23 protein-coding genes are annotated in these 21,306 nt (G+C 42.6%); 22 read left to right on the top strand and 1 reads right to left on the bottom strand.

Annotated features, from left to right (window positions below):
* Positions 1-3 precede the first annotated feature (3 nt).
* From rpsN to ACM0P2_RS17360, 17 genes are all read left to right on the top strand, one after another.
* Positions 4-309 (top strand): 30S ribosomal protein S14, encoded by a 306-nt coding sequence (gene rpsN / locus ACM0P2_RS17440; protein ID WP_105932243.1) that lies wholly within the window; start codon positions 4-6, stop codon positions 307-309.
* 13 nt (positions 310-322) lie between these two features.
* Complete coding sequence (rpsH, locus tag ACM0P2_RS17435; RefSeq protein ID WP_012519224.1) at positions 323-715, top strand: 30S ribosomal protein S8; 393 nt, start codon at positions 323-325, stop codon at positions 713-715.
* 13 nt (positions 716-728) lie between these two features.
* The gene (rplF, locus tag ACM0P2_RS17430; protein WP_105932245.1) at positions 729-1,262 is read left to right on the top strand and encodes a 50S ribosomal protein L6; all 534 of its coding nucleotides are present in this window, start codon (positions 729-731) and stop codon (positions 1,260-1,262) included.
* A 12-nt stretch (positions 1,263-1,274) separates the two neighbouring features.
* Entirely contained in the window at positions 1,275-1,628 is a 354-nt protein-coding gene (gene rplR, locus ACM0P2_RS17425; protein ID WP_105932260.1) for a 50S ribosomal protein L18, read from the top strand.
* Between the two features lie 9 nt (positions 1,629-1,637).
* Entirely contained in the window at positions 1,638-2,138 is a 501-nt protein-coding gene (gene rpsE, locus ACM0P2_RS17420) for a 30S ribosomal protein S5 (RefSeq protein ID WP_012519221.1), read from the top strand.
* A 6-nt stretch (positions 2,139-2,144) separates the two neighbouring features.
* Positions 2,145-2,324 carry a 50S ribosomal protein L30 gene (gene rpmD, locus ACM0P2_RS17415; protein ID WP_014950907.1) on the top strand — a complete coding sequence of 60 codons (180 nt, stop codon included), beginning with the start codon at positions 2,145-2,147 and terminating at the stop codon, positions 2,322-2,324.
* Positions 2,325-2,327: 3 nt separating this feature from the next.
* Positions 2,328-2,762, top strand: coding sequence for a 50S ribosomal protein L15 (gene rplO / locus ACM0P2_RS17410; protein ID WP_105932246.1), 435 nt, complete (start codon positions 2,328-2,330; stop codon positions 2,760-2,762).
* Between the two features lie 5 nt (positions 2,763-2,767).
* Positions 2,768-4,087, top strand: a complete 1,320-nt coding sequence (gene secY / locus ACM0P2_RS17405) for a preprotein translocase subunit SecY (protein ID WP_014977524.1) — start codon at positions 2,768-2,770, stop codon at positions 4,085-4,087.
* A 38-nt stretch (positions 4,088-4,125) separates the two neighbouring features.
* Entirely contained in the window at positions 4,126-4,242 is a 117-nt protein-coding gene (gene rpmJ / locus ACM0P2_RS17400; RefSeq protein ID WP_012519217.1) for a 50S ribosomal protein L36, read from the top strand.
* 174 nt (positions 4,243-4,416) lie between these two features.
* Positions 4,417-4,773, top strand: a complete 357-nt coding sequence (gene rpsM / locus ACM0P2_RS17395) for a 30S ribosomal protein S13 (protein WP_012519216.1) — start codon at positions 4,417-4,419, stop codon at positions 4,771-4,773.
* Positions 4,774-4,787: 14 nt separating this feature from the next.
* Positions 4,788-5,180: a 30S ribosomal protein S11 gene (gene rpsK / locus ACM0P2_RS17390; RefSeq protein WP_012519215.1), complete on the top strand. Its 393-nt coding sequence runs from the start codon at positions 4,788-4,790 to the stop codon at positions 5,178-5,180.
* Between the two features lie 24 nt (positions 5,181-5,204).
* Positions 5,205-5,825 (top strand): 30S ribosomal protein S4, encoded by a 621-nt coding sequence (gene rpsD / locus ACM0P2_RS17385; protein ID WP_012519214.1) that lies wholly within the window; start codon positions 5,205-5,207, stop codon positions 5,823-5,825.
* A gap of 19 nt (positions 5,826-5,844) precedes the next feature.
* Positions 5,845-6,834, top strand: a complete 990-nt coding sequence (locus ACM0P2_RS17380) for a DNA-directed RNA polymerase subunit alpha (RefSeq protein ID WP_105932247.1) — start codon at positions 5,845-5,847, stop codon at positions 6,832-6,834.
* 41 nt (positions 6,835-6,875) lie between these two features.
* Positions 6,876-7,277, top strand: coding sequence for a 50S ribosomal protein L17 (gene rplQ, locus ACM0P2_RS17375; RefSeq protein ID WP_012519212.1), 402 nt, complete (start codon positions 6,876-6,878; stop codon positions 7,275-7,277).
* A 266-nt stretch (positions 7,278-7,543) separates the two neighbouring features.
* Positions 7,544-8,896 (top strand): flagellin, encoded by a 1,353-nt coding sequence (locus ACM0P2_RS17370; protein WP_419226915.1) that lies wholly within the window; start codon positions 7,544-7,546, stop codon positions 8,894-8,896.
* Between the two features lie 143 nt (positions 8,897-9,039).
* The gene (locus tag ACM0P2_RS17365; RefSeq protein ID WP_419226914.1) at positions 9,040-10,500 is read left to right on the top strand and encodes a phosphomannomutase CpsG; all 1,461 of its coding nucleotides are present in this window, start codon (positions 9,040-9,042) and stop codon (positions 10,498-10,500) included.
* A gap of 178 nt (positions 10,501-10,678) precedes the next feature.
* Positions 10,679-12,085 (top strand): mannose-1-phosphate guanylyltransferase/mannose-6-phosphate isomerase, encoded by a 1,407-nt coding sequence (locus ACM0P2_RS17360; RefSeq protein WP_419226913.1) that lies wholly within the window; start codon positions 10,679-10,681, stop codon positions 12,083-12,085.
* Between the two features lie 79 nt (positions 12,086-12,164).
* Here the strand turns inward: ACM0P2_RS17360 and ACM0P2_RS17355 are convergent, their stop codons facing one another.
* A complete protein-coding gene (locus ACM0P2_RS17355) occupies positions 12,165-12,878 on the bottom strand; it encodes a hypothetical protein (RefSeq protein ID WP_419226912.1) in 714 nt (237 codons plus the stop codon).
* 270 nt (positions 12,879-13,148) lie between these two features.
* Here ACM0P2_RS17355 and ACM0P2_RS17350 point away from each other — a divergent pair, with 270 nt between their 5' ends.
* From ACM0P2_RS17350 to ACM0P2_RS17330, 5 genes are all read left to right on the top strand, one after another.
* Positions 13,149-17,138, top strand: coding sequence for a hypothetical protein (locus tag ACM0P2_RS17350; RefSeq protein WP_419226911.1), 3,990 nt, complete (start codon positions 13,149-13,151; stop codon positions 17,136-17,138).
* A 71-nt stretch (positions 17,139-17,209) separates the two neighbouring features.
* Entirely contained in the window at positions 17,210-18,484 is a 1,275-nt protein-coding gene (locus ACM0P2_RS17345; RefSeq protein ID WP_419226910.1) for a hypothetical protein, read from the top strand.
* Positions 18,477-19,433 (top strand): hypothetical protein, encoded by a 957-nt coding sequence (locus ACM0P2_RS17340; RefSeq protein ID WP_419226909.1) that lies wholly within the window; start codon positions 18,477-18,479, stop codon positions 19,431-19,433. The genes ACM0P2_RS17345 and ACM0P2_RS17340 overlap by 8 nt, the downstream gene beginning before the upstream one ends.
* Positions 19,430-20,260 carry a hypothetical protein gene (locus ACM0P2_RS17335; RefSeq protein WP_419226908.1) on the top strand — a complete coding sequence of 277 codons (831 nt, stop codon included), beginning with the start codon at positions 19,430-19,432 and terminating at the stop codon, positions 20,258-20,260. The genes ACM0P2_RS17340 and ACM0P2_RS17335 overlap by 4 nt, the downstream gene beginning before the upstream one ends.
* A gap of 5 nt (positions 20,261-20,265) precedes the next feature.
* Positions 20,266-21,216 (top strand): hypothetical protein, encoded by a 951-nt coding sequence (locus tag ACM0P2_RS17330; RefSeq protein WP_419226907.1) that lies wholly within the window; start codon positions 20,266-20,268, stop codon positions 21,214-21,216.
* The last annotated feature ends 90 nt before the right edge of the window (positions 21,217-21,306 follow it).

The following is a 21,306-nucleotide window of genomic DNA, read 5'->3' as shown; positions in this document are numbered from 1 at the left end:
GTTATGGCAAAAGAATCAATGAAGGCACGCGAAGCTAAGCGCACTAAGCTAGTAGCTAAGTACGCTGAGAAGCGCGCCGCACTTAAAGCGATTATCAGCGATGTTAACGTTTCTGAAGAAGAGCGTTGGGACGCTGTTCTGAAGCTACAACAACTGCCACGTGACTCTAGTGCGTCACGTCAACGTAACCGTTGTCGTGTAACTGGACGTCCACATGGTTACCTACGCAAATTCGGTCTTAGCCGTATTAAGCTTCGCGAAGCAGCGATGCGCGGTGAAGTCCCTGGCCTTAAAAAAGCCAGCTGGTAAGGAGTAGCTGATAATGAGCATGCAAGATCCTATCGCGGATATGTTTACCCGCATCCGTAACGGCCAGATGGCACAGAAAGTTTCTGTGACTATGCCTTCTTCAAAACTTCGCGTTGCAATTTGTGAAGTATTGAAAGCTGAAGGTTATATCACTGACTTCGCTGCTTCTGGTGACGTTAAGCCTGTTTTAGAAGTTACGCTTAAGTACTTCGAAGGCAAGCAAGTAATTGACACAATTGAACGTGTAAGCCGTCCTGGTCTGCGCATCTATAAGAAAAAAGATGAGCTTCCAAAGGTTATGGGTGGTTTAGGCGTAGCTATCGTGTCGACTTCTAAAGGTGTGATGACTGACCGTGCAGCGCGTAACGCTGGCATGGGCGGTGAGATCATCGGTTATGTAGCATAACGGAGGAGTTGAAATGTCACGTATAGCAAAAGCCCCAGTAGACGTTGTATCAGGTGTAGAAGTTTCTATCTCTGGTCAAGAAGTCACTGTTAAAGGTAGTAAAGGCACTTTGACCCGCGTTTTTAACGACGCTGTAGAAGTTGCACAGGAAGAGAACCAACTTAAAGCACTTCCACGTGAAGGTTTTGCTGATAGCTGGGCACAAGCAGGTACTGCTCGCTCTATCCTAAATGCAATGGTTCAAGGTGTTTCACAAGGTTTTGAGAAAAAACTTACTCTATTAGGTGTTGGTTACCGTGCAGCAGCACAGGGTAACACGCTTAACCTAACGTTAGGTTTCTCTCATCCTGTAGCATACCAAATGCCTGAAGGCATTACGGTTGAAACTCCTAGCCAAACTGAAATCGTCGTCAAAGGCGCCGATAAGCAGGTGGTTGGTCAGGTTGCGGCGAACATTCGCGGATACCGTCCACCAGAGCCTTACAAAGGTAAAGGTGTTCGTTACGCTGACGAAAACGTACGTCGTAAAGAAGCTAAGAAAAAGTAGGTGGGTGATACGATGGATAAGAAAACAGCTCGCATTCGTCGCGCTACTCGCGCACGTGCAAAAATTCGTGAACTGGCCGCGCATCGCTTGGTAGTAAACCGTACACCTCGCCACATTTACGCTCAGTTAATCGCTCCTTGCGGTTCTGAAGTGTTGGCTGCAGCTTCAACTGTTGAGAAAGATCTTGCAAAAGGTCTTAAGTCTACAGGTAACGCTGAAGCAGCGACGGTAGTCGGTAAAGCAATCGCAGAACGCGCACTTGAGAAAGGCATTAAAGCAGTGGCTTTCGATCGCAGTGGTTTCCAATACCACGGCCGCGTTAAAGCATTAGCTGATGCAGCTCGCGAAGCTGGTCTTCAGTTCTAGGAGTTTATAATGGCTAAACAAGATGTTCAAAATGGTGAATTTCTAGAGAAATTGATCGCTGTAAACCGCGTATCTAAAGTGGTTAAAGGTGGTCGTATCTTTAGTTTCACTGCATTGACAGTAGTGGGTGACGGTAACGGTCGCGTTGGTTTTGGTTACGGTAAGGCACGTGAAGTACCTGCTGCAATCCAAAAGGCAATGGAAAAGGCACGTCGCAACATGGTTGACGTAGACCTAAACGGTCACACGTTACAGCACCCGATTAAAGGTCGTCACTCTGGCTCTAAAGTTTACATGCAGCCAGCATCTGAAGGTACCGGTATTATTGCCGGTGGTGCGATGCGTGCAGTACTTGAAGTAGCTGGTGTACAAAACGTACTTTCAAAATGTTACGGCTCTACGAATCCAATCAACGTTGTACGTGCAACAATCAACGCGCTGACAGAAATGAACAGCCCGGCGAAAGTTGCTGCGAAGCGTGGATTGTCTGTAGAAGAAATTTTGGGGTAATCAGACATGGCAACGATTAAAGTAAAGCAAACTAAAAGTGCAATTGGCCGCTTGCCAAAGCACAAAGCTACGCTTAAAGGTTTAGGCCTTCGTAAAATCAACCATGTTCGTGAACTGGAAGATACCCCAGCCGTTCGTGGCATGATCAACCGTGTATATTACATGGTTGAGATAGTGGAGGAGTAAGACATGCGTTTAAATACAATTTCTCCAGCCGAAGGTTCAAAGCCTACTGGTAAGCGTTCTGGTCGTGGTATCGGCTCAGGTCTTGGTAAAACGAGTGGCCACGGTCACAAAGGTCAAAAAAGCCGTTCAGGTGGCCGCGTTAAGCCAGGATTTGAAGGTGGTCAGATGCCATTACAGCGTCGCCTTCCTAAGTTCGGTTTCACTTCACGCAAGAGCTTTGTTACTGATCAAGTAACTCTTGCTGAAATCGCGAAGGTTGATGGTGATACTGCGTCTCTTGAGACTTTAAAAGCAGCTGGACTTGTTAAGAAAGAAATCCAGTTCGTTAAAGTTGTAAAGAGCGGTGAAGTTTCACGCGCTGTTACAGTAAGCGGGTTAAAGGTTACTAAAGGCGCTAAAGAAGCGATTGAAGCTGCTGGCGGTAAAGTAGAGGAATAAGCTAGATGGCTAAACCAGGATTGGATTCAGGCGCTAAAAGCGGCTTGAGTGAGCTTAAGGCAAGATTGTTGTTCGTACTTGGTGCGATTGTTGTATTCAGACTAGGTTCTTACGTTCCTATCCCTGGCATCGATCCAGCGGTACTTGCTGACTTGTTCGAGCAACAAAAAGGCACCATTGTAGAAATGTTCAACATGTTCTCCGGTGGTGCGCTTGAGCGTGCATCCGTTCTGGCTTTGGGCATTATGCCATACATTACTGCATCCATTATTATGCAGTTGCTCTCGGTGGTTCACCCGCCGATGGTGGAGCTTAAAAAAGAAGGCGAAGCAGGCCGTCGTAAAATTAGTCAGTACACGCGTTATTTAACGCTTGTATTGGCTATCTTCCAATCTATTGGAATTTCGACTGGTTTGCCTAACCTGATTAATGGATTGGTGATAAACCCTGGCTTCGGATTCTACTTTACGGCAGTAGTGAGCCTAGTCACAGGAACTATGTTCCTTATGTGGTTAGGTGAGCAAATTACCGAACGAGGTATTGGTAACGGTATCTCTATATTGATTTTTGCTGGTATTGTCGCCGGTCTGCCAACAGCGATAGGTCAGACAGCGGAACAAGCAAGGCAGGGCGACATTAATTTGTTGTTCCTACTGTTGATTGGCGTAATTGTCATTGCTCTTACATACCTAGTTGTATTTGTAGAGCGCGGACAGCGCAGAATTGTGGTAAACTACGCAAAACGTCAGCAAGGCCGTCAGGTTTTTGCTGCGCAAAGCACCCATTTACCGCTAAAAGTCAACATTGCTGGTGTAATTCCACCAATCTTTGCTTCTAGCATTATTCTGTTCCCGGGTACTATCGCAGGATGGTTCGGACAGAATGAATCAACAGCGTGGTTGCAAGATGTAGCGCTTATGCTATCTCCTGGTCAACCGCTGTACGTGATGTTATACGCAGCTGCGATTATCTTCTTCTGCTTCTTCTACACGGCGTTGGTATTCAACCCGCGTGATACAGCAGACAACTTGAAGAAGTCTGGCGCGTTCATCCCAGGTATCCGCCCGGGTGAGCAAACGTCACGATACATTGACAAGGTAATGACTCGCCTTACACTGGCTGGCGCACTGTACATAACCTTTATTTGTTTAGTGCCTGAATTCATGTTGATTGCGTGGAATGTGCCGTTCTACTTCGGTGGTACGTCGCTTCTAATTATCGTAGTTGTTATCATGGACTTTATGGCACAAGTTCAGACGCATTTGATGTCTAGTCAATATGAGTCTGTGCTGAAGAAAGCTAACCTTAAAGGCTACGGCCGATAAGTTAGCCCCTTAATATTGATAGAAAGGGGAAAGATGTAATGAAAGTTCGTGCATCAGTAAAAAAGATTTGCCGTAACTGTAAAGTTATCAAGCGCAACGGTGTTGTGCGTGTAATTTGCAGTTCTGACCCAAAGCATAAGCAGCGTCAGGGCTAATCAAAGCGGTACAGAATATTTGCAAGGCTAAGAAAGCAGAACCTGAATTGTACTTATCAGGTTCTGCTAGTTTTGTTTAAAGTATTTTGAACCTTAATTTGCAATTTAGTCGACGGATAAGTATCCTATCGGGCTTTTTAGGTCGTCGACAAATAAACAAGAGGAGTGCTGTTAATGGCCCGTATCGCTGGCATTAACATTCCTGAGCACAAGCATGCTGTAATCGCTATCCAAGCGATCTATGGCGTTGGTCCCACACGTGCGAAAAGCATTTGTGCGGGTGCTGGTGTTGCAGAAAATACAAAAATCAAAGAGCTAGACGAAGCTACTATTGATAAGCTTCGTGACGAAGTGGCTAAATTTACCGTTGAAGGTGATTTACGCCGTGAAGTCTCTATGAGCATCAAACGTTTGATGGACCTGGGTTGCTTCCGTGGTATTCGCCACCGTCGTAGCTTGCCTCTACGTGGTCAGCGCACTAAAACTAATGCGCGTACCCGTAAAGGTCCTCGTAAGCCAATTAAGAAGTAAACGGGGAGTAAGTTATGGCTAAAGCACCAGCTCGTAGCACGCGTAAGCGCGCTAAACGTCAGGTTGCAGACGGTATGGCTCATATCCATGCGTCTTTCAACAACACAATTGTGACTATTACAGACCGTTCAGGCAATGCACTAGCATGGGCGACATCTGGTGGTTCAGGTTTCCGTGGTTCACGTAAATCTACCCCATTTGCTGCACAGGTAGCTGCTGAGCGTGCAGGTGTTGCTGCACAAGAATACGGTCTTAAGAACCTTGAAGTATTTGTTAAAGGTCCAGGTCCAGGCCGTGAGTCTGCGATCCGTGCTCTTAACGCTACAGGTTATAAGATCACAAACATTACCGATGTGACCCCTATTCCTCACAACGGTTGTCGTCCACCGAAAAAACGTCGCGTTTAATCGACGGACAGTTGGAGAAAGATCATGGCAAGATATTTGGGTCCAAAACTCAAACTTAGCCGTCGCGAAGGAACTGACCTGTTCCTAAAAAGCGGCGTTCGCGCAATCGATTCTAAATGTAAGATCGATACAGCGCCTGGTCAGCACGGTGCCCGTCGTGGCCGTCTGTCTGACTACGGTGTTCAGCTGCGTGAAAAACAAAAAGTTCGTCGTATGTACGGCGTTCTGGAAAAGCAATTCCGCAACTACTATAAAGAAGCTGCACGTCTAAAAGGCAACACAGGTGAAAACTTGTTACAGCTTTTAGAACAGCGTCTTGATAACGTAGTTTACCGTATGGGTTTCGCTAGCACACGCGCTGAAGCACGTCAGCTAGTTAGCCACAAGGCGATCATGGTAAATGGTCAAGTTGTGAACATCCCATCGTTTAACGTTTCTGCCGAAGACGTGGTTTCTGTTCGTGAAAAAGCTAAGAAGCAAGCGCGTATCGTAGCTGCTTTGGAACTGGCTGACCAACGTGAGAAGCCAACCTGGATTGAAGTAGACAGCAGCAAAATGGAAGGCACTTTCAAGCGCGTTCCAGAAAGAACTGATTTGTCTGCGGAAATTAACGAACAGTTGATCGTCGAACTTTACTCTAAGTAAAGCTAACTAAAGAGGAAGCATTGTGGGTTCTGTGACTGAATTCCTAAAACCGAGATTAGTTGAGATCGAAAACGTTTCTCCTACTCGTGCCAAAGTAACTTTGGAACCACTAGAGCGCGGCTTTGGCCACACTCTAGGTAACGCCCTACGTCGTATTTTACTGTCATCTATGCCAGGATGTGCAGTTACCGAAGTAGAAATTGATGGCGTTCTTCACGAGTACAGCACCAAAGAAGGTGTACAGGAAGACGTTATCGAAATCTTGCTAAATCTTAAAGGTTTAGCGGTTCGCCTTGAAGGTAAAACTGAGGCAACCCTAACTCTAGTGAAATCTGGCGCTGGCCCTGTTGTTGCTGGTGATATTCAGCATGATGGCGACGTAGAAATTACAAACCCTGAGCACTTAATTTGTACTTTAACTGGCGAAGCCGAAATCAGCATGCGTATTAAAGTAGAAATGGGCCGTGGTTATGTACCAGCTTCTACCCGTCGCTCCTCTGAAGAAGATGATCGTCCAATTGGTCGTTTGTTAGTTGACGCTTCATACAGCCCAGTTGAACGTATTGCTTACACTGTTGAGTCTGCTCGTGTTGAACAACGCACAGACCTTGACAAGCTAATCATCGACATGGAAACGAACGGTACTTTGGATCCTGAAGAAGCGATCCGCCGTTCTGCAACCATCCTAGCTGAACAGCTTGATGCATTCGTAGATCTACGTGATGTATCTGAGCCAGTAGCGAAGGAAGAGAAGCCAGAATTCGATCCGATTCTGCTTCGTCCAGTAGATGACCTAGAGTTAACAGTACGTTCTGCAAACTGTTTGAAAGCAGAAGCTATCCAGTACATTGGTGACCTGGTACAGCGCACTGAGGTTGAGCTACTTAAAACGCCTAACCTTGGTAAGAAATCGCTAACTGAAATCAAAGATGTTCTAGCATCTCGTGGTCTTTCTCTAGGTATGCGCCTAGAAAACTGGCCGCCAGAGAGCATCGCTGAAAAAGATTAATCAGGTTTTTATCAAACTGATTTGTAGAGAAGGATAAAACTATGCGCCATCGTAAGAGTGGTCGTCAGTTGAATCGCAACAGCAGCCATCGTCAAGCTATGTTCAAAAACATGGCCGGTTCTTTGGTCAAGCACGAAGTGATCAAAACTACGTTACCAAAAGCGAAAGAATTACGTCGCGTAATCGAGCCTCTAATCACTATGGCTAAAGAAGACAGCGTTGCAAACCGCCGTCTAGCTTTTGCCCGCACTGGTGACAAAGAGGTTGTAGGTAAACTATTCAACGAGCTTGGTCCTCGTTACGAAGCTCGCCCAGGCGGTTACACTCGCATTCTTAAATGCGGTTTCCGTGCTGGCGACAATGCCCCAATGGCATATGTTGAGCTAGTTGACCGTCCAGTTGTAGAAGCTGAAGAAGAAGCAGTAGAAGCAACTGAAGAGTAATTAATACTCGATTAGAAAAAGGGGCCTGGGTGAAAACTCAGGCCCCTTTTTTTGTACCCAAAGAGTAATGGGGTCAGTGTTACATCTCTGACCCCATTATTCTTTTCACCCTGCATCTGCCCAATCAACTGGATCTGCTTTTCTATATTTCTATTCATCATTTTGGCTTGTTGTTTGCTGTATTTCTTTGCAACGCAAATTTTAAAAGTCATCCCAATAAAGTATTCGCCATTTATGTATTTCAGTTTTTCATGGCAAGGAAGGTTATGTTAACTACGTCGTCGTTTACACAGTCGCTATCATCAACTCCGTTGTTTAGTAAAACACTGTCAACCGCTTACGAGCGGCTAAGTTCAGGACTAAGAATCAATAAAGCTGCAGATGACAGTGCTGGTTTACAAATATCGAATAGGTTGACGTCAGAATCCTTGGCGAAAAACCAATTGCGAAGAAACTTAAACGACGGCATTAGCTATGCACAAATAGCGGAAGGCGGGCTGCAAGAATCTGCCGATATATTGCAGCGTATGCGGCAATTAGCCATGCAGTCTCAAAACGGCATTAACACTGATGCAGATAGACGCGCACTTGATAAAGAATTTCAGCAGTTAAAAAACGCACTCAATGGCATTGCTTACAATACCGAAGCGTTTAACCGATTGCCTTTGCTAGGTGATAACGACTTATTGTCTGATAACGTAGCCTCAATTGGTGATACCTTTGTAAAGGGTAATACAGTCCAATTGAGCAGTGGCTTACGTTCTGTAGCGTACATTCCCGCTGGTTCAACAAATATATCTATAGATATTGATAGCTTTTCAGCAGACGATGATCTGCAGGTATTCACAACTAGCGGTAGGCACCTGGTTGGTACACCACTGTCTGACAATGTGTGGGGTACCAATAACGTTAACTCGACGAGTGACATCAAACGCTTTCTATTCTTACCAGAAGAAGGGTATGCACCAACGGCGAGCTACGATGGTAGTTCTTTGATTACTAGCGGTTCTGGTACGATTAACGGAACAACATTCACCTTCTCAGGCGATCAGCACCCCGGAGTTACAACAGAAAGCTTAACCATTGATAATACGAGCGAGCCGCTTATTATTTCAGTAGTGGGGCAAGGTGTATTTAATGCCACAGTCGACTGGGATACGTTGGGTGCTGCAGGAAGCGGTGGAAATAGCTTTGAAGCTGGCCCTGTGGATATCACTGCTACTAATTCGCTAAGCGATGGCACAGATTTTATAAACTTAACTAAAACGCCAGTGGGTTTATCTGACCTAGACATGGTTGAAAGCGATGTGCTTACCTTTGAAAACGCAGAAGCGGCGTTACAGCAAATTGATGATGCATTGGAATATGTTAGCGAAAGCCGAGCGTTTTACGGCGCAAAGATGAATCAAATGGAGTCGGCCCTAAAACTCAATGACCGAATGCACGAGGGCTTAATGGCAGCGCGTTCTCAAATCCTCGATACAGACTTCGCTGCAGAAACCGCTAAATCTACACAGGCGCAAATCGTCGAGCAAGCCAGTATTTCTGTAAGGGCTCAGGCTAAGTCTACTGATGAACAGGTTTTGGGGTTGTTGAATGGAACCGTGAATGATAGTTAGAAATGCTCTTCATTGTGACAAAGTTGATGTTTTATCATTTTCAATAGCGATTTATAGTAAAATCATTCTACGCTTTTCAACGTAAAAAGGCGTTAAAAGCTTTGTATATATCCACATTCAAAAATCTAAGGAAAATACGAGAAATGGGAAGCCAAATTACGTGCTTTAAGGCCTATGACATTCGAGGTGAATTAAATTCACAACTTACCGAAGAAATAGCATACAGAATTGGCTATGCATTTGCTGCTGAACTAAGTGCAAAGACGGTAGTGGTTGGCAGTGATGTTCGTTTAACCTCTACGCCCTTAAAGCTAGCACTAAGCGCTGGCTTGATTGATGCCGGTGCCAAAGTGACTGATATTGGAATGGCTGGCACAGAAGAAATATATTTTGCAACTAAACATTTAGGTGTTGATGGCGGTATAGAAGTTACTGCCAGCCATAACCCGATAAATTACAATGGCATGAAGCTTGTGAAAGCTGGTTCTGTTCCAATAAGTGGCGATACAGGCTTAAACGCAATAAAAGTACGCGCAGAAGCATTGAGTGAAGAGTTCGTTTCAGGTCGTCTATCTTATTATACTTCTGGTGCATTTATCGATGCTGATGCTTTTTTTAACGGGCACGCGCATATAGCAATAGAGAAGCTGGAAGAGACGGGGCAGTATTCCAAACAATCGTGCATGAAAGATTATGTTACTCACATGCTGTCGTATGTTGAGCTTAATAACTTTACACCTCTTAAAGTTGTGGTTAATGCAGGCAATGGTGCGGCTGGTCCAGTTCTCGATGCCATTGAGCATGAAATGCAAAGACTAAACGTGCCTATTGAATTCATTAAAGTACACCACAATGCAGATGGCACTTTCCCAAACGGCATTCCTAACCCTCTTTTACCCGAAAACCGTGCCGACACAGCCGATGCAGTAAAAGCCTCAGGTGCCGATTTTGGTATAGCCTGGGATGGTGATTTCGACCGCTGTTTTTTATTCGATGCAGACGGTGAGTTTATAGAAGGCTACTATATTGTAGGTCTTCTGGCTGAAGCATTTATAGAAAAAAATACTGATAGCAAAATTATTTACGATCCGCGGGTGTATTGGAACACTGAAGACATTGTGGCAAACGCTGGCGGCACGCCAATTAAGTCAAAAACTGGCCATGCATTCATTAAAGAAAGAATGCGTAAAGAAGATGCTGTATATGGCGGCGAAATGAGTGCACACCATTATTTTCGCGACTTCGCTTACTGTGATTCAGGTATGATCCCATGGCTATTAATTGCAGAACTAGTGTGCGTGAAACAGCAAACCCTAGCCAGTATGGTGAAAGAGCGAATAAAGGCGTTCCCTTCTTCAGGCGAGATAAACAGTAAACTTAAAGATGCTGATGCAGCGCTAGAACGAGTGACGAACAAGTATCAAGCATTAGCAAGAGTTATTGATACTACCGATGGTCTAGGTTTAGAGTTTGACGATTGGCGCTTTAATTTACGTAAATCGAATACAGAGCCGGTAATTCGCTTAAATGTAGAAAGTAAGGGCAATATTTCTCTAATGGAAGAGAAAACTAAAGAGGTGTTAGCCCTTATACGCGCTGAATAAGTAAAAGCCGAACGCTAAATTTTAAAATAAAGATAGGGCAAAAGTGCTGAACGTTGCCCTATTTTTATTGCTACCTAGTTTTTGCCATTTAATCGCAATACAAACCTTTGTATACTAACCGCTGAATATATAACTATTAGGACGTGGGCAAAGCACCCACACATCAAGGATATTACAAATGAAACCAGTAGTATTAGCTGGCGGCTCAGGTAGTCGCTTATGGCCAAAATCTCGCGCAGCACTTCCAAAGCAGTTTCTGTCTCTCACATCAGACAGCACAATGCTGCAAGACACGATAACTCGCTTAAAAGGCACACCAGCTCAGAATCCAATTTTTATTTGTAATGACGCTCATCGCTTTTTAGTTGCAGAACAGCTTCGCCAAAAAAATATCCAACACGGGGGTATTCTTCTAGAGCCTGTTGGTCGTAATACAGCACCGGCAATCGCGTTAGCAGCATTGCATGCTACCATTAATGGTGAAGATCCAGTGCTTCTGGTATTAGCTGCAGATCACCTTATTAAAGACAACCAAGCGTTTCACATTGCTATTGCTAAAGCCGAAAAGCTAGCAGAGCAGGGTAAACTTGTTACTTTCGGTATTGTTCCTAACCAGCCGCATACGGGTTATGGATATATCAAAGCGGGCGAGAAAGCGGGCGATGGTTTTGAAGTTGCGCAGTTTGTAGAAAAGCCTGCTTTGGAAACTGCAAAAGAATATGTAGATTCTGGGAGTTACTACTGGAACAGCGGTATGTTTATGTTCAAAGCAAGCCGTTACTTGGAAGAGCTACAGAAATATAACCCTGAAATGCTAGACGTGTGTAAGCGTGCTATCGATACAGAAACACCTGACCTAGATTTCATCCGTGTAGACCACGACATTTTTGCGACCTGCCCAGACGATTCAATCGATTACGCGGTAATGGAAAAAACAGATAGCGCTGCCATGGTTCCATTAGACGCAGGTTGGAGCGATGTTGGTAGTTGGTCTTCACTGTGGGAAACTGCCGAGAAAGACGAAAACGGCAATGCTACTGTAGGCGATACTATTCTAGAAAACACCAAAAACAGTTACGTAAATGCCGAACAGCGTTTGGTTTCTGTAATCGGGCTAGAAGATGTTATCGTAGTAGAAACCAAAGATGCCGTTATGGTAGCCCACAAGGATGATGCGCAAAGCATTAAAACGGTTGTGAACAAACTTAAAGCAGAGCATCGCCCAGAGTTTGAATTCCACCGTGAAGTATTCCGCCCATGGGGTAGCTACGACTCTATAGATAGCGGTGCTCGTTTCCAAGTAAAACGTATTACGGTTAAGCCTGGTGAGAAACTATCTGTTCAAATGCACCATCATCGTGCAGAGCATTGGATTGTAGTATCGGGCAGCGCAAACGTAACCATTAATGAAGAAACGCAGTTAGTTACAGAAAACGAGTCGGTTTATATTCCTATCGGCGCTGTTCATGCACTAGAAAACCCTGGTAAGATCCCCCTAGAGCTTATCGAAGTGCAGTCTGGCGCATACCTTGGTGAAGACGATATTGTACGTTTTTCTGATAGATATGGGCGGGTCGCTAAGTAGTAATTAATTAGACTTTTAAGCTAATTTGATCTAACAAGCAGGCGTTTAGCCTGCTTGTTATCTCCTAGCGTAAAATAGGTTAAAGATAATCAGCAACAATTTCATATTCAGAAGCAAAATAACTCTCTAAATAGCGCAAAGTGCTAGGGAATGATGACGAACTATTCCTTACATTCTCTTTTGCTTCTATTAATGGCTTGCCAAGTAACTTTTGTAGTCGCTTCAAATCTGCACTGTTTCTTGTGGTACTACCCACAAAGTCAAAGTCGTTAAGGCCGATGCTTTCAAAATAGTGCGCGTAAACGAAAATATTCTTAGCCAACGCGTTTTCTTTGATCATGCGCTCAAATATATCTTCTTTCTTAATTATGCCTTTATCTAAATAATGCTGTTTTACGAACGCATATTGCGCATTTTCATCTTTTGTAGCTAAGTAGTGGCCGAGTAACGACCACGCGCGCTCGAGAGGATCTCTCACCCATGTTACTTTTTTCGCATTTGGGAACATGCTGATTTGAGCAGAGTGTGTAGGAAAATGACCGAACACCACTTTTGCGCTTCGCGGAATCCATATGGGTTTACCTAGCCCAAGTTCTGCGGCCCCCGTATTTCGATAAACACCAAAAACCGGGCGTTTTCCAAGTGCATTAACAAAACTTTGTCTTAATGAACTTCCCGCTGTTTTTGGTACATGGTGTACAACCCAATCTACGTCGCTATTAGGTGCTCTGGGGCTTACTTCTTTTGGAGACAGCTTCCGTTCTAGTTTTTGAGAAAACGATAATTGATACATAAATAATAAAACGCTGCGGAACTCTCAATGTATGAAAAATAAATACTTTACTAGTACCGATTAATAAATAAAGCGGCGCAATAATACATTGGTGAAATTGAAAAGTATAACTGCACATAACATTATCACAGCGCTTTTAGCGACAGGCACATAAATACGAATTACTGTACATTCCTCGTTGCTTTATTACAGTTTTAATTAGCTGCTAAACTCGTTACACTATGAAAATTGTAATGGACGCAGTAGTCCAAGGTAGTCTCAGGAGACAACATGCCACGTGCAGTGCTTATTTCTGTTGGTGAGCTTTCGCTAGAGCCAATCAAAACATTGGTTGAAAGTAATGGTGTTACCACCGCAACAATTGTAGTTTCTGATACTGCCAGCCTTAAAAACTTAGATGCATTAACCAGTAAACTTACTGAACAACACCAAAACGCAGAATGCCTGCTGGTTCACGCCAGTAACGGCGTTGAAAAAAGTGTTTTAGGCTTTACCGGCATTGCCACCCACCTTATCTTCAGTGCTCCAGAAACCTATCTAACGCAGCGATTAGTGGCTAGTCAATCCACTGAAAATACTGATACAACGTCTCAAGCGCTAACACAGCAGTTCACTCAACAATACAGTGAATATGTTCAAAACGCATTAAACGCACACGAGCAAAACAGCGCGCTACGCCTATGCTCTATCGATGACATATTGGCCAATCCAGCCGTGTTCATAAAAACTGTGTTCGAAAAAGACAGCCAAGAAGTTAAAAGCGAATTAACCACAAATTTGGTTTACCAAACCATGGCGTTAAGTGCGGCTGCCGCGTTAGTTGATAATGACGAACTGTTCGAGCTTTATGACGATGCGCTCTCAGTGGGGCAGTTATTTGGTGAGTTTTCTGTCCATATTAGCCCAGATTCTGATACGTTTAAGCACAAGAGCACGGTACTACGTGAAGTTGCGCTAGCCATACAGCAAAAGAACCACCAGATGACCGCGCTAAACAAAAAAGCCTCAGAGCAGGCCACCGAAAATGCTGCGAAAATAGCTGAAAAAGACAACGCACTAGCAACCGCCAACGAGCAGCTATCGGCAAAGCAGCAAAAATGCGCTGCGCTACAACAAAGCTTAGAAGTACGTGCTAACGAGTTAGACGCAACAAAAAGAGAATTAGCCGCAACAACGAGCGAGTTAGGCGCTAAAGCAAAAGATTTAGAGGCCAAAACAACCAAACTAAGCGAAAAAGAAGCGCAATGTAACCAGCTTACGCAGCAACTTGCAGAGCACAAAACAACAGCAGAGCAGCAGCAAAAAGCTGTAAACGCCGAGTTGGAGAAGCAAAAGCAAGCACTAGCAACCGCTAACGAGCAGCTATCGGCAAAGCAGCAAGAATGCGCTGCGCTACAACAAAGCTTAGAAGCAAGTGCTAACGAGTTAGACGCTACAACAAAAGAATTAGCCGCAACGGCGAGCGAGTTAGGCGCTAAAGTAAAAGATTTAGAGGCCAAAACAACCAAATTAAGCGAAAAAGAAGCGCAATGTAACCAGCTTACGCAGCAACTTGCAGAGCACAAAACAACAGCAGAGCAGCAGCAAAAGGCTGTAAACGCCGAGTTAGAAAAGCAAAAACAAGCAGTGACAACCGCCAGCGAGCAGCTATCGGTAAAGCAGCAAGAGTGCGCTGCGCTTCAGCAAAGCTTAGAAGCACGTGCTAAAGAATTAGACGCAACTACAAAAGAATTAGCCGCAACAACGAGCGAGTTAAACGCTAGAGCAAAAGATTTAGAGGCCAAAACAACCAAACTAAGCGAAAAAGAAGCGCAATGTAATCAGCTTACGCAGCAATTTGCAGAGCAAAAACAAACAGAAGAGTTAACACAGCTTCAGGTAATGCAGCTTCAAGAAGAGTTAGAAGCCATCTCGCAAGAAGCCAGTCGTTTAGTGCAGGCTGAAATAGCCCTTAAAGCATCAAACGAAAATGCGCTGCAGCTACAGCAAAAACTTAGCGTGGCACAAGAGGAGCTGCAGCTCTCAGCGCTCCAAATAACACAGCTTCAAGAAGAGTTAGAAGCCATCTCGCAAGAAGCCAGTCGTTTAGTGCAGGCTGAAATAGCCCTTAAAGCATCAAACGAAAATGCGCTGCAGCTACAGCAAAAACTTAGCGTGGCACAAGAGGAGTTGCAGCTCTCAGCGCTCCAAATAACACAACTTCAAGAAGAGTTAGAAGCCACCTCGCAAAAAGCCAGTCGTTTAGAGCAAGCTGAAATAGCCCTTAAAGCATCAAACGAAAATGCGTTGCAGCTACAGCAAAAACTTAACGTGGCACAAGAGGAGTTGCAGCTCTCAGCGCTACAAATAACACTGCTTCAAGAAGAGTTAGAAGCCACCTCGCAAAAAGCCCGTCGTTTAGAGCAAGCTGAAATAGCCCTTAAAGCATCAAACGAGAATGCGTTGCAGCTACAGCAAAAGCTTAGCACAGCCCAAGAGGAGGCCGAGTTTGCGACATTGCAAATATCGCAGTTGCAAGAAGAATTAGAACATGTATTTACTCAGTGCGAAGCATTAAAAGCAAAAGAAAGTGAAGCAGCTAGCTTATCGGATAAATACAGCCAGCAGCAAACAGCTGTTGAAACCCTGAGCACTGAAAATGCGTTGTTAACGAAGCAGATATCGCAGCTTCAGCAGGGCCTGGAAAAGGCAGAGCTTGAAAAAGAAGCGTTAACACAAGCGCACAACGAACTACAACAAACGCAAACAGCGCATGATGCGGCAACCGCAACAAGCAATGAAAAGCTTCACAATGCGGAATTAGAGCTAGAGCTTGCATCACTTCAAATTTCACAGCTTCAAGAAGAATTAGAGTATTACTATAACGCATGGCAAGAAGCACAACAAAATGGAACTCAGGTAATTAAAATGGGCAAACATCATCAAAAAGTGTTCGGTAAAGCTCAGGCTGAATCATTGGTCATTACAGGAAAATATAGCGAGGACGGCTACCAGGATGCACATTTTATGCTCAATAATGTTCTGCTTGGTGATGGAAGACACTTCGCTGAACTAGCCGTTAAATTAGTAAGGATCGGCGAATATATCGCTATTGAATTTAGAGACAGCAGTGACGGTTCACTGTTTCAACATTTCGAAGACTCCGTCGACGAATATGGCCCTTTTTTACGCTTTTTTGTCCAGCCTCCGGAATCGCACCTCGAGCAGCAACAGGTGACTTTTAGTAGGATGAATACAAGTGATCGTGTATTGCTAATGAGCGTTATAAATTTGTTAGCCGAACACATCCAAGACTCTAACATAAACTGTGAAACTGTTCTTACGAGTAGTGATTGGCGAACATGGCGAATTTCTGCTATCAAGTTGGCTGAATTAATTGATGATATGCCAATCTGGCTTAGTTTCGATTCTGTTATTCTTAAAGAAGAATATCAAACAGAGGGGTATGAACATTTATGGTTGTCATTTCACAACATGTTAGTGGGAGATTCGTGGAAAGAAATACTAGAACTGAAAGTAGCCGCTACGGGTATTAATAGCGGTACGGCCACTTTTTGCGACGCAATTTCACTAGAGTTTAGAGAACAAGAAGACGGAACTGTTCCTTTATTCACTTGGCCACCCGAAACTGTAGATGAACATGGCCCGAAATTTACGGTTTCCCTATCCGATTTGGATAACCTGTCTGAAGTTGCTAGAGCAGACCGATTACTAATTCTACATCTGGCGACTAATTTACCCGAGATTATCTATAAAATTGCTGAAAATGCAGAGCTTGTTAGTCGTCATAAAGATGAATGGGCCTATGCTGCTAAATTCTTACTAGCAGGCCCAAAGGAAGTATCAAACTCTGATAATCATGAAGTTTATAGCTTAAAAGAAGCTATAAGTATGGGGAGCTATCAGCATTTGTTGTTTTCAAGCTACGATAATTCTACAGATGTAAAATTAAAAGCAGAAAATATAAATCCAGATACGTTTGATGCTGAAGTCTATCTTGAATTTAGGAATGGAAATGAAAAAGTAATTGGCAATTCTACGGAATTCTATGGAGAAGATGAGTTTGGCCCAAGAGTAGTTATTCCTCTTGAAGTATTATTGATAGAACTGCATTCCAAATCATCTACAGAATTAGATTGGGCCATTCAGTACTTTATTAACATTGAAAATAAATTAACAACACTCCAAAATTTAGATGAACTGATTAAACGGTTATGGACAAATCTCCTAACAAGGAAAAAGGAAATTGTCGATAACTAACGCACTAAAATTGTAGAGATAAAAAAGCAAGAAGCTTTTCATTTTTAATTTTATTTAGGATAAATTGAGTAATGAGTTTGGAGTTAACCAAGTTACTATCTAATACGAATAAATCGCTTGGAACAATTCTTCATGTTGGTGCTGGTACGGGAGCTAATCTACAGGAGTTGCAGCGAGCCAAGCCCAGAGCAATTACTCTTGTTGAATCTTCACGCGCGCTATTTACTCAGTTGAGCAAAAAAATAAAAAAGCATCAACACATCATTGCGTTCAATGATTGGATTGTGTCTTCAGAGGATCAGACCGAAAAAGCACATATCTTCGATAACCCAAGGTACAACTCATTGGCTGCTCCTTTGGATATCGACGTTAAACTACCAAATATTACTTTGAAGGATATTTCTGAAATAGAAGGGAGATCAATTAACGAGCTAATCCAATCAATTAAATTATATGAAAAAGATGTAAATATCCTAATATTATCAGTTTTAGGTTACGAGAGGCAGCTAATCGATAGTATTAATGAGGAGCTTATAGAAAAGTTTGAATACATTGTTATCGAATGTTCATCAAAAATTTCTTATAAAGGGCAGTGGAACTCTGAAGCTGAAATTGAGAGTTTTGTTAGGATTAATACTAGTTGTAAAGAAAATAGCGATACACTTGTATATTATTTTCAAATTAATCACTCATACATAAATGCGAAAAGGGAACTTGGTTTAATAACTCAGGAACTACGTTCGTCCAATAACAAGATCCTTGAATTGGAAGACGCTATAACGGAGCTTGAAGCTACTAAGAAGTCATTGATATCAGAATTTGAAGAATATAAAACCACTAGCACAGCAGATGTAGCTGCACTTAATAGCACATTGCAAGATACACTCAAGCAGCTAGATGAGTTGAAAACAGAGAAGAACGAATTTCAGGTAAAATTAAAGCCCTTAATTACAGAGGTTGAACACTTCAAGGGGCAGCATCAAAACTCAAGTAAATGGGCAAAAAACTTAGAAGCTGAAAGAGATGAACTGTTAAAAATACAAGAGCTGAATGAATCAGAGCTAAGTACTCTGAAAAAGGATTTGAATACGATTGAAACGTCCCATCAAGATGCCAAAGTGAGGCTAAATAAACAGGAAAGAGCCTTAGAATTGACAGTTAAGTCTAATTTACGGTTAGAGGAAGAAAACAGAGAATTAAGGGAAGCCATCAAGGAGAAGGTTAGCCAGGAAACTAACTTAACAAAGCTCGTTGGGCAACTATTTGGGGCTTTAAAAGAAACAACCAAAGCTTTAGAAATTTCAAACTCCAAAAGTAACTCTTCTTCAGGTGATTCAAATGAATGAGAGCTCGATTAAAGATATCGCGGCTCTTATTGAAAGAAATAAAGCCGTATTAGCCGAGGTCCCGTTAAACCTCCGATCCAAAACGCGCACGCGATTAACTGAAAAAAAAGTATCAGAACTAACATATTCATATGAGAGCCTTCTGGAAAAAAACAGTAAAAATTTGACAATAAGGTCAATACATCATTTTGCATGCAGTGGCGGCTCTTTAATATCTAAATGCTTAGATGTTATGCCCTCCGTGAGACTTCTTAGCGAATTACATCCAAATGCGAGGAAGCATCTTCATACCGCTAGTCACAAGTTTACACCTTCTGATGTCATTTCTTGTGCTTATTATGCAAGCGTAAACGACTTAGATGGCCTAGCATTTAATATCATGGAGGCGTCGGTTAAGCTCGCAATTGAACATGCTTATTATCAAAGAGAGTTTTTGGTTTTTAGAGAGCACAGCCATACTGACTTCTGTGTTGGAGGTGAACCTAAAAGTGTTAACTTTTTCAAAAAAATTAGAGATGATATTTACCGTGGAATCTCAGTAGCAACAGTGAGAAACCCAGTAGACAGCTATTTGTCGCTCATGAAGAATAACTGGGTGCATTTCGAGCCTTCTACGTTTAATGAATATTGTAAGCGTTTGAACTTGTTCTTAGCGGGTTTTGAAGAGCAAGAGATTTTCTTTTACGAAGACTTCTTAGATAAACCCTTAATCATAATGGAGAGTATTTGTAACACTCTTGCTATACCATTTTCCCCTACTTTCATAGACACATATGACACAAGAAAAATAACGGGAGACAGCGGAAGAGGTTCTGATTCAATAAAGAGGTTGCCGCGACGAGACCTCTCTCCTGAATATATTAGAGAAGTAAATGATTCCGAAGAGTTCGAAATGTTTTTAGGTAGATTTGAATATTATAGAAAAGAGACGGAGAGTCTTAAGAAATGAATTTTTATCATATTATAAACCCATACAAGGTTGATGAAAGCTCCCCGGCGTTTATCGAACAAAAGAAGACACTTGACTCTTTGTTCACAGCGATTAACTTTCTTGATGAAAATACAAATGTAACTATTGTTATGAAGGTATCGGAGGCTGACTACCCTTATTTTGAGCAAAAATATAAACAGAATAAAAATGTTAAGTTGTTGAAGCTTGCTACCGATTCCAGTCAGATCTCACCGCCATTTAATGTTAAGCGTGAATTGCCCCTTCTTAACGATCTGTTGGACATTAGCACTATAAATATGGATATTCAGGAACGTGATTTGGTGGTCGTTACGAATATGGATATTTGTGTACAGCCATTCTTTTATATGGAATTGCTCAGAATTCGAAATACAGGAAAAGACATCTTCGTAATAAATAGAAGAACTATTCCAAAGGAGCTAATAGATAAGGACTTGTCTGAGGCGTATGTATCTGAAGGTGAAAAGCATATAGGTCACGATTGTTTTGTGTTTCCAATTTCTGCATTACATAAATTTGATATTAGAGAACACATCCTAGGTATCGGCTTTGTATTCCGACCATTTTTACTAAATTGCATACTCCATTCTGAAAACTTCGCGGAGTTAGATGATGTATACCTGACCTTTCATTATGGTGACGATATGTTTTGGAAGAATGAAAAGTTTAGCGATTACCTGGAACATAATAAGCAAAAACTGATTGAAGTATACAAGGCCAACAAATCTTTAATTGACAATGCAAAGCAGGATCCGAGAAAAAAGGTTTGGCTAGACAAGTTTTTTAGTTTTGGTTTTCTAGGGTAACGTTTATGTTTAATTTAAGGAAAGAATTAGAACAAAGTTATGGACTTCACAGAGCTGGCTGGTCTTATGCTATTAGTTGTCTCGAGGACTATCATGATGAGCAAGGACCGGATTTTATAAGTTTTCTAGAAAAGAAATTCGTTTTTGGCACTGATAAAGGCGACATTAACAATGCTTATGAGCCGCCTAGAAAACCTTGGGTCGGGGTCGTACATTGCCCTGTTAATGTCCCATTATGGTTTAATCGACAAAATTCGCCTGAGTCATACTTCGAGACAAATGAGCTTAAAGGTGCTCTAAAGTATTGTGTAGGACTTGTTTCTCTATCTTCTCCACTGAGCAGTTGGCTCGAAGAAAGATTAGATGTGCCGGTAACAACATTACTTCATCCTACAGAAGAGTGTAGCCGTCGATTCAATGAGACAGTGTTAAAAGAAGATAGACCACTGAATGTTGTACAACTAGGGTTTTGGTTAAGAAAACTACATGGCATCCATCAACTAAAGCTGAATGAGAAAGAGTTTAAGAAATATACAGTGGGTTCTTCGCGGCCTCATCAAACTCGATTAGTTAATATCGAAAAGCAAATATTCAATTTTGATATTGATAGAAATGAAGTGGAGCAAATTGGGTTCTTAGAAAATGCTGACTATGATGAGCTTCTTGCCAATTCCGTAGTTTTCGTAGACTTCTACGATACAAGTGCAAATAATGCAATAATAGAATGTGTAGTTCGGGGAACACCTATATTGTGCCCTCCGTTAAAAGCTATAGTTGATTACCTTGGGCCTGATTATCCTTTATATTTTCAATGTAATGAAGACGCGGAACGTATACTAAATGATAGGGACTTGCTGCTGAAGGGAAGTCGCTATTTGAGGAATAGTGGGGTTGCAGCTCGATTAACCCTAGAAACGTTCAAGAGAAACTTTAAAGAAATCAAATTTGTAGGTTAGCCATCGTGAGCGTAGTAGAGAGTTTGAATAAAAATGGGAGATATTTAGGGGCTCTTTCTTTTCTCCTAAAACCTGGTTATCGGGATTCCT

Origin of the sequence: Alteromonas sp. OM2203, from assembly GCF_048517045.1 — a bacterium.
Classification (GTDB): Bacteria; Pseudomonadota; Gammaproteobacteria; order Enterobacterales; family Alteromonadaceae; genus Alteromonas; species Alteromonas gracilis.
The sequence above is the reverse complement of the archived record's forward strand: the minus strand, read 5'-3'. Positions and strand labels throughout refer to the sequence as shown.

Excerpts from the sequence above, each read along its gene's own strand:
- rplF (WP_105932245.1), top strand. The coding sequence starts at position 729 with ATGTCACGTATAGCAAAAGCCCCAGTAGACGTTGTATCAGGTGTAGAA.
- rpmD (WP_014950907.1), top strand. The coding sequence starts at position 2,145 with ATGGCAACGATTAAAGTAAAGCAAACTAAAAGTGCAATTGGCCGCTTG.
- rpsE (WP_012519221.1), top strand. The coding sequence starts at position 1,638 with ATGGCTAAACAAGATGTTCAAAATGGTGAATTTCTAGAGAAATTGATC.
- ACM0P2_RS17345 (WP_419226910.1), top strand. The coding sequence starts at position 17,210 with ATGAGTTTGGAGTTAACCAAGTTACTATCTAATACGAATAAATCGCTT.
- rpsN (WP_105932243.1), top strand. The coding sequence starts at position 4 with ATGGCAAAAGAATCAATGAAGGCACGCGAAGCTAAGCGCACTAAGCTA.
- ACM0P2_RS17365 (WP_419226914.1), top strand. The coding sequence starts at position 9,040 with ATGGGAAGCCAAATTACGTGCTTTAAGGCCTATGACATTCGAGGTGAA.
- ACM0P2_RS17360 (WP_419226913.1), top strand. The coding sequence starts at position 10,679 with ATGAAACCAGTAGTATTAGCTGGCGGCTCAGGTAGTCGCTTATGGCCA.
- ACM0P2_RS17350 (WP_419226911.1), top strand. The coding sequence starts at position 13,149 with ATGCCACGTGCAGTGCTTATTTCTGTTGGTGAGCTTTCGCTAGAGCCA.
- rplQ (WP_012519212.1), top strand. The coding sequence starts at position 6,876 with ATGCGCCATCGTAAGAGTGGTCGTCAGTTGAATCGCAACAGCAGCCAT.
- ACM0P2_RS17335 (WP_419226908.1), top strand. The coding sequence starts at position 19,430 with ATGAATTTTTATCATATTATAAACCCATACAAGGTTGATGAAAGCTCC.
- rplO (WP_105932246.1), top strand. The coding sequence starts at position 2,328 with ATGCGTTTAAATACAATTTCTCCAGCCGAAGGTTCAAAGCCTACTGGT.
- rpsM (WP_012519216.1), top strand. The coding sequence starts at position 4,417 with ATGGCCCGTATCGCTGGCATTAACATTCCTGAGCACAAGCATGCTGTA.
- ACM0P2_RS17355 (WP_419226912.1), bottom strand. The coding sequence starts at position 12,878 with ATGTATCAATTATCGTTTTCTCAAAAACTAGAACGGAAGCTGTCTCCA.
- rpsH (WP_012519224.1), top strand. The coding sequence starts at position 323 with ATGAGCATGCAAGATCCTATCGCGGATATGTTTACCCGCATCCGTAAC.
- ACM0P2_RS17370 (WP_419226915.1), top strand. The coding sequence starts at position 7,544 with ATGTTAACTACGTCGTCGTTTACACAGTCGCTATCATCAACTCCGTTG.
- ACM0P2_RS17330 (WP_419226907.1), top strand. The coding sequence starts at position 20,266 with ATGTTTAATTTAAGGAAAGAATTAGAACAAAGTTATGGACTTCACAGA.
- rplR (WP_105932260.1), top strand. The coding sequence starts at position 1,275 with ATGGATAAGAAAACAGCTCGCATTCGTCGCGCTACTCGCGCACGTGCA.
- rpmJ (WP_012519217.1), top strand. The coding sequence starts at position 4,126 with ATGAAAGTTCGTGCATCAGTAAAAAAGATTTGCCGTAACTGTAAAGTT.
- ACM0P2_RS17340 (WP_419226909.1), top strand. The coding sequence starts at position 18,477 with ATGAATGAGAGCTCGATTAAAGATATCGCGGCTCTTATTGAAAGAAAT.
- secY (WP_014977524.1), top strand. The coding sequence starts at position 2,768 with ATGGCTAAACCAGGATTGGATTCAGGCGCTAAAAGCGGCTTGAGTGAG.
- rpsK (WP_012519215.1), top strand. The coding sequence starts at position 4,788 with ATGGCTAAAGCACCAGCTCGTAGCACGCGTAAGCGCGCTAAACGTCAG.
- rpsD (WP_012519214.1), top strand. The coding sequence starts at position 5,205 with ATGGCAAGATATTTGGGTCCAAAACTCAAACTTAGCCGTCGCGAAGGA.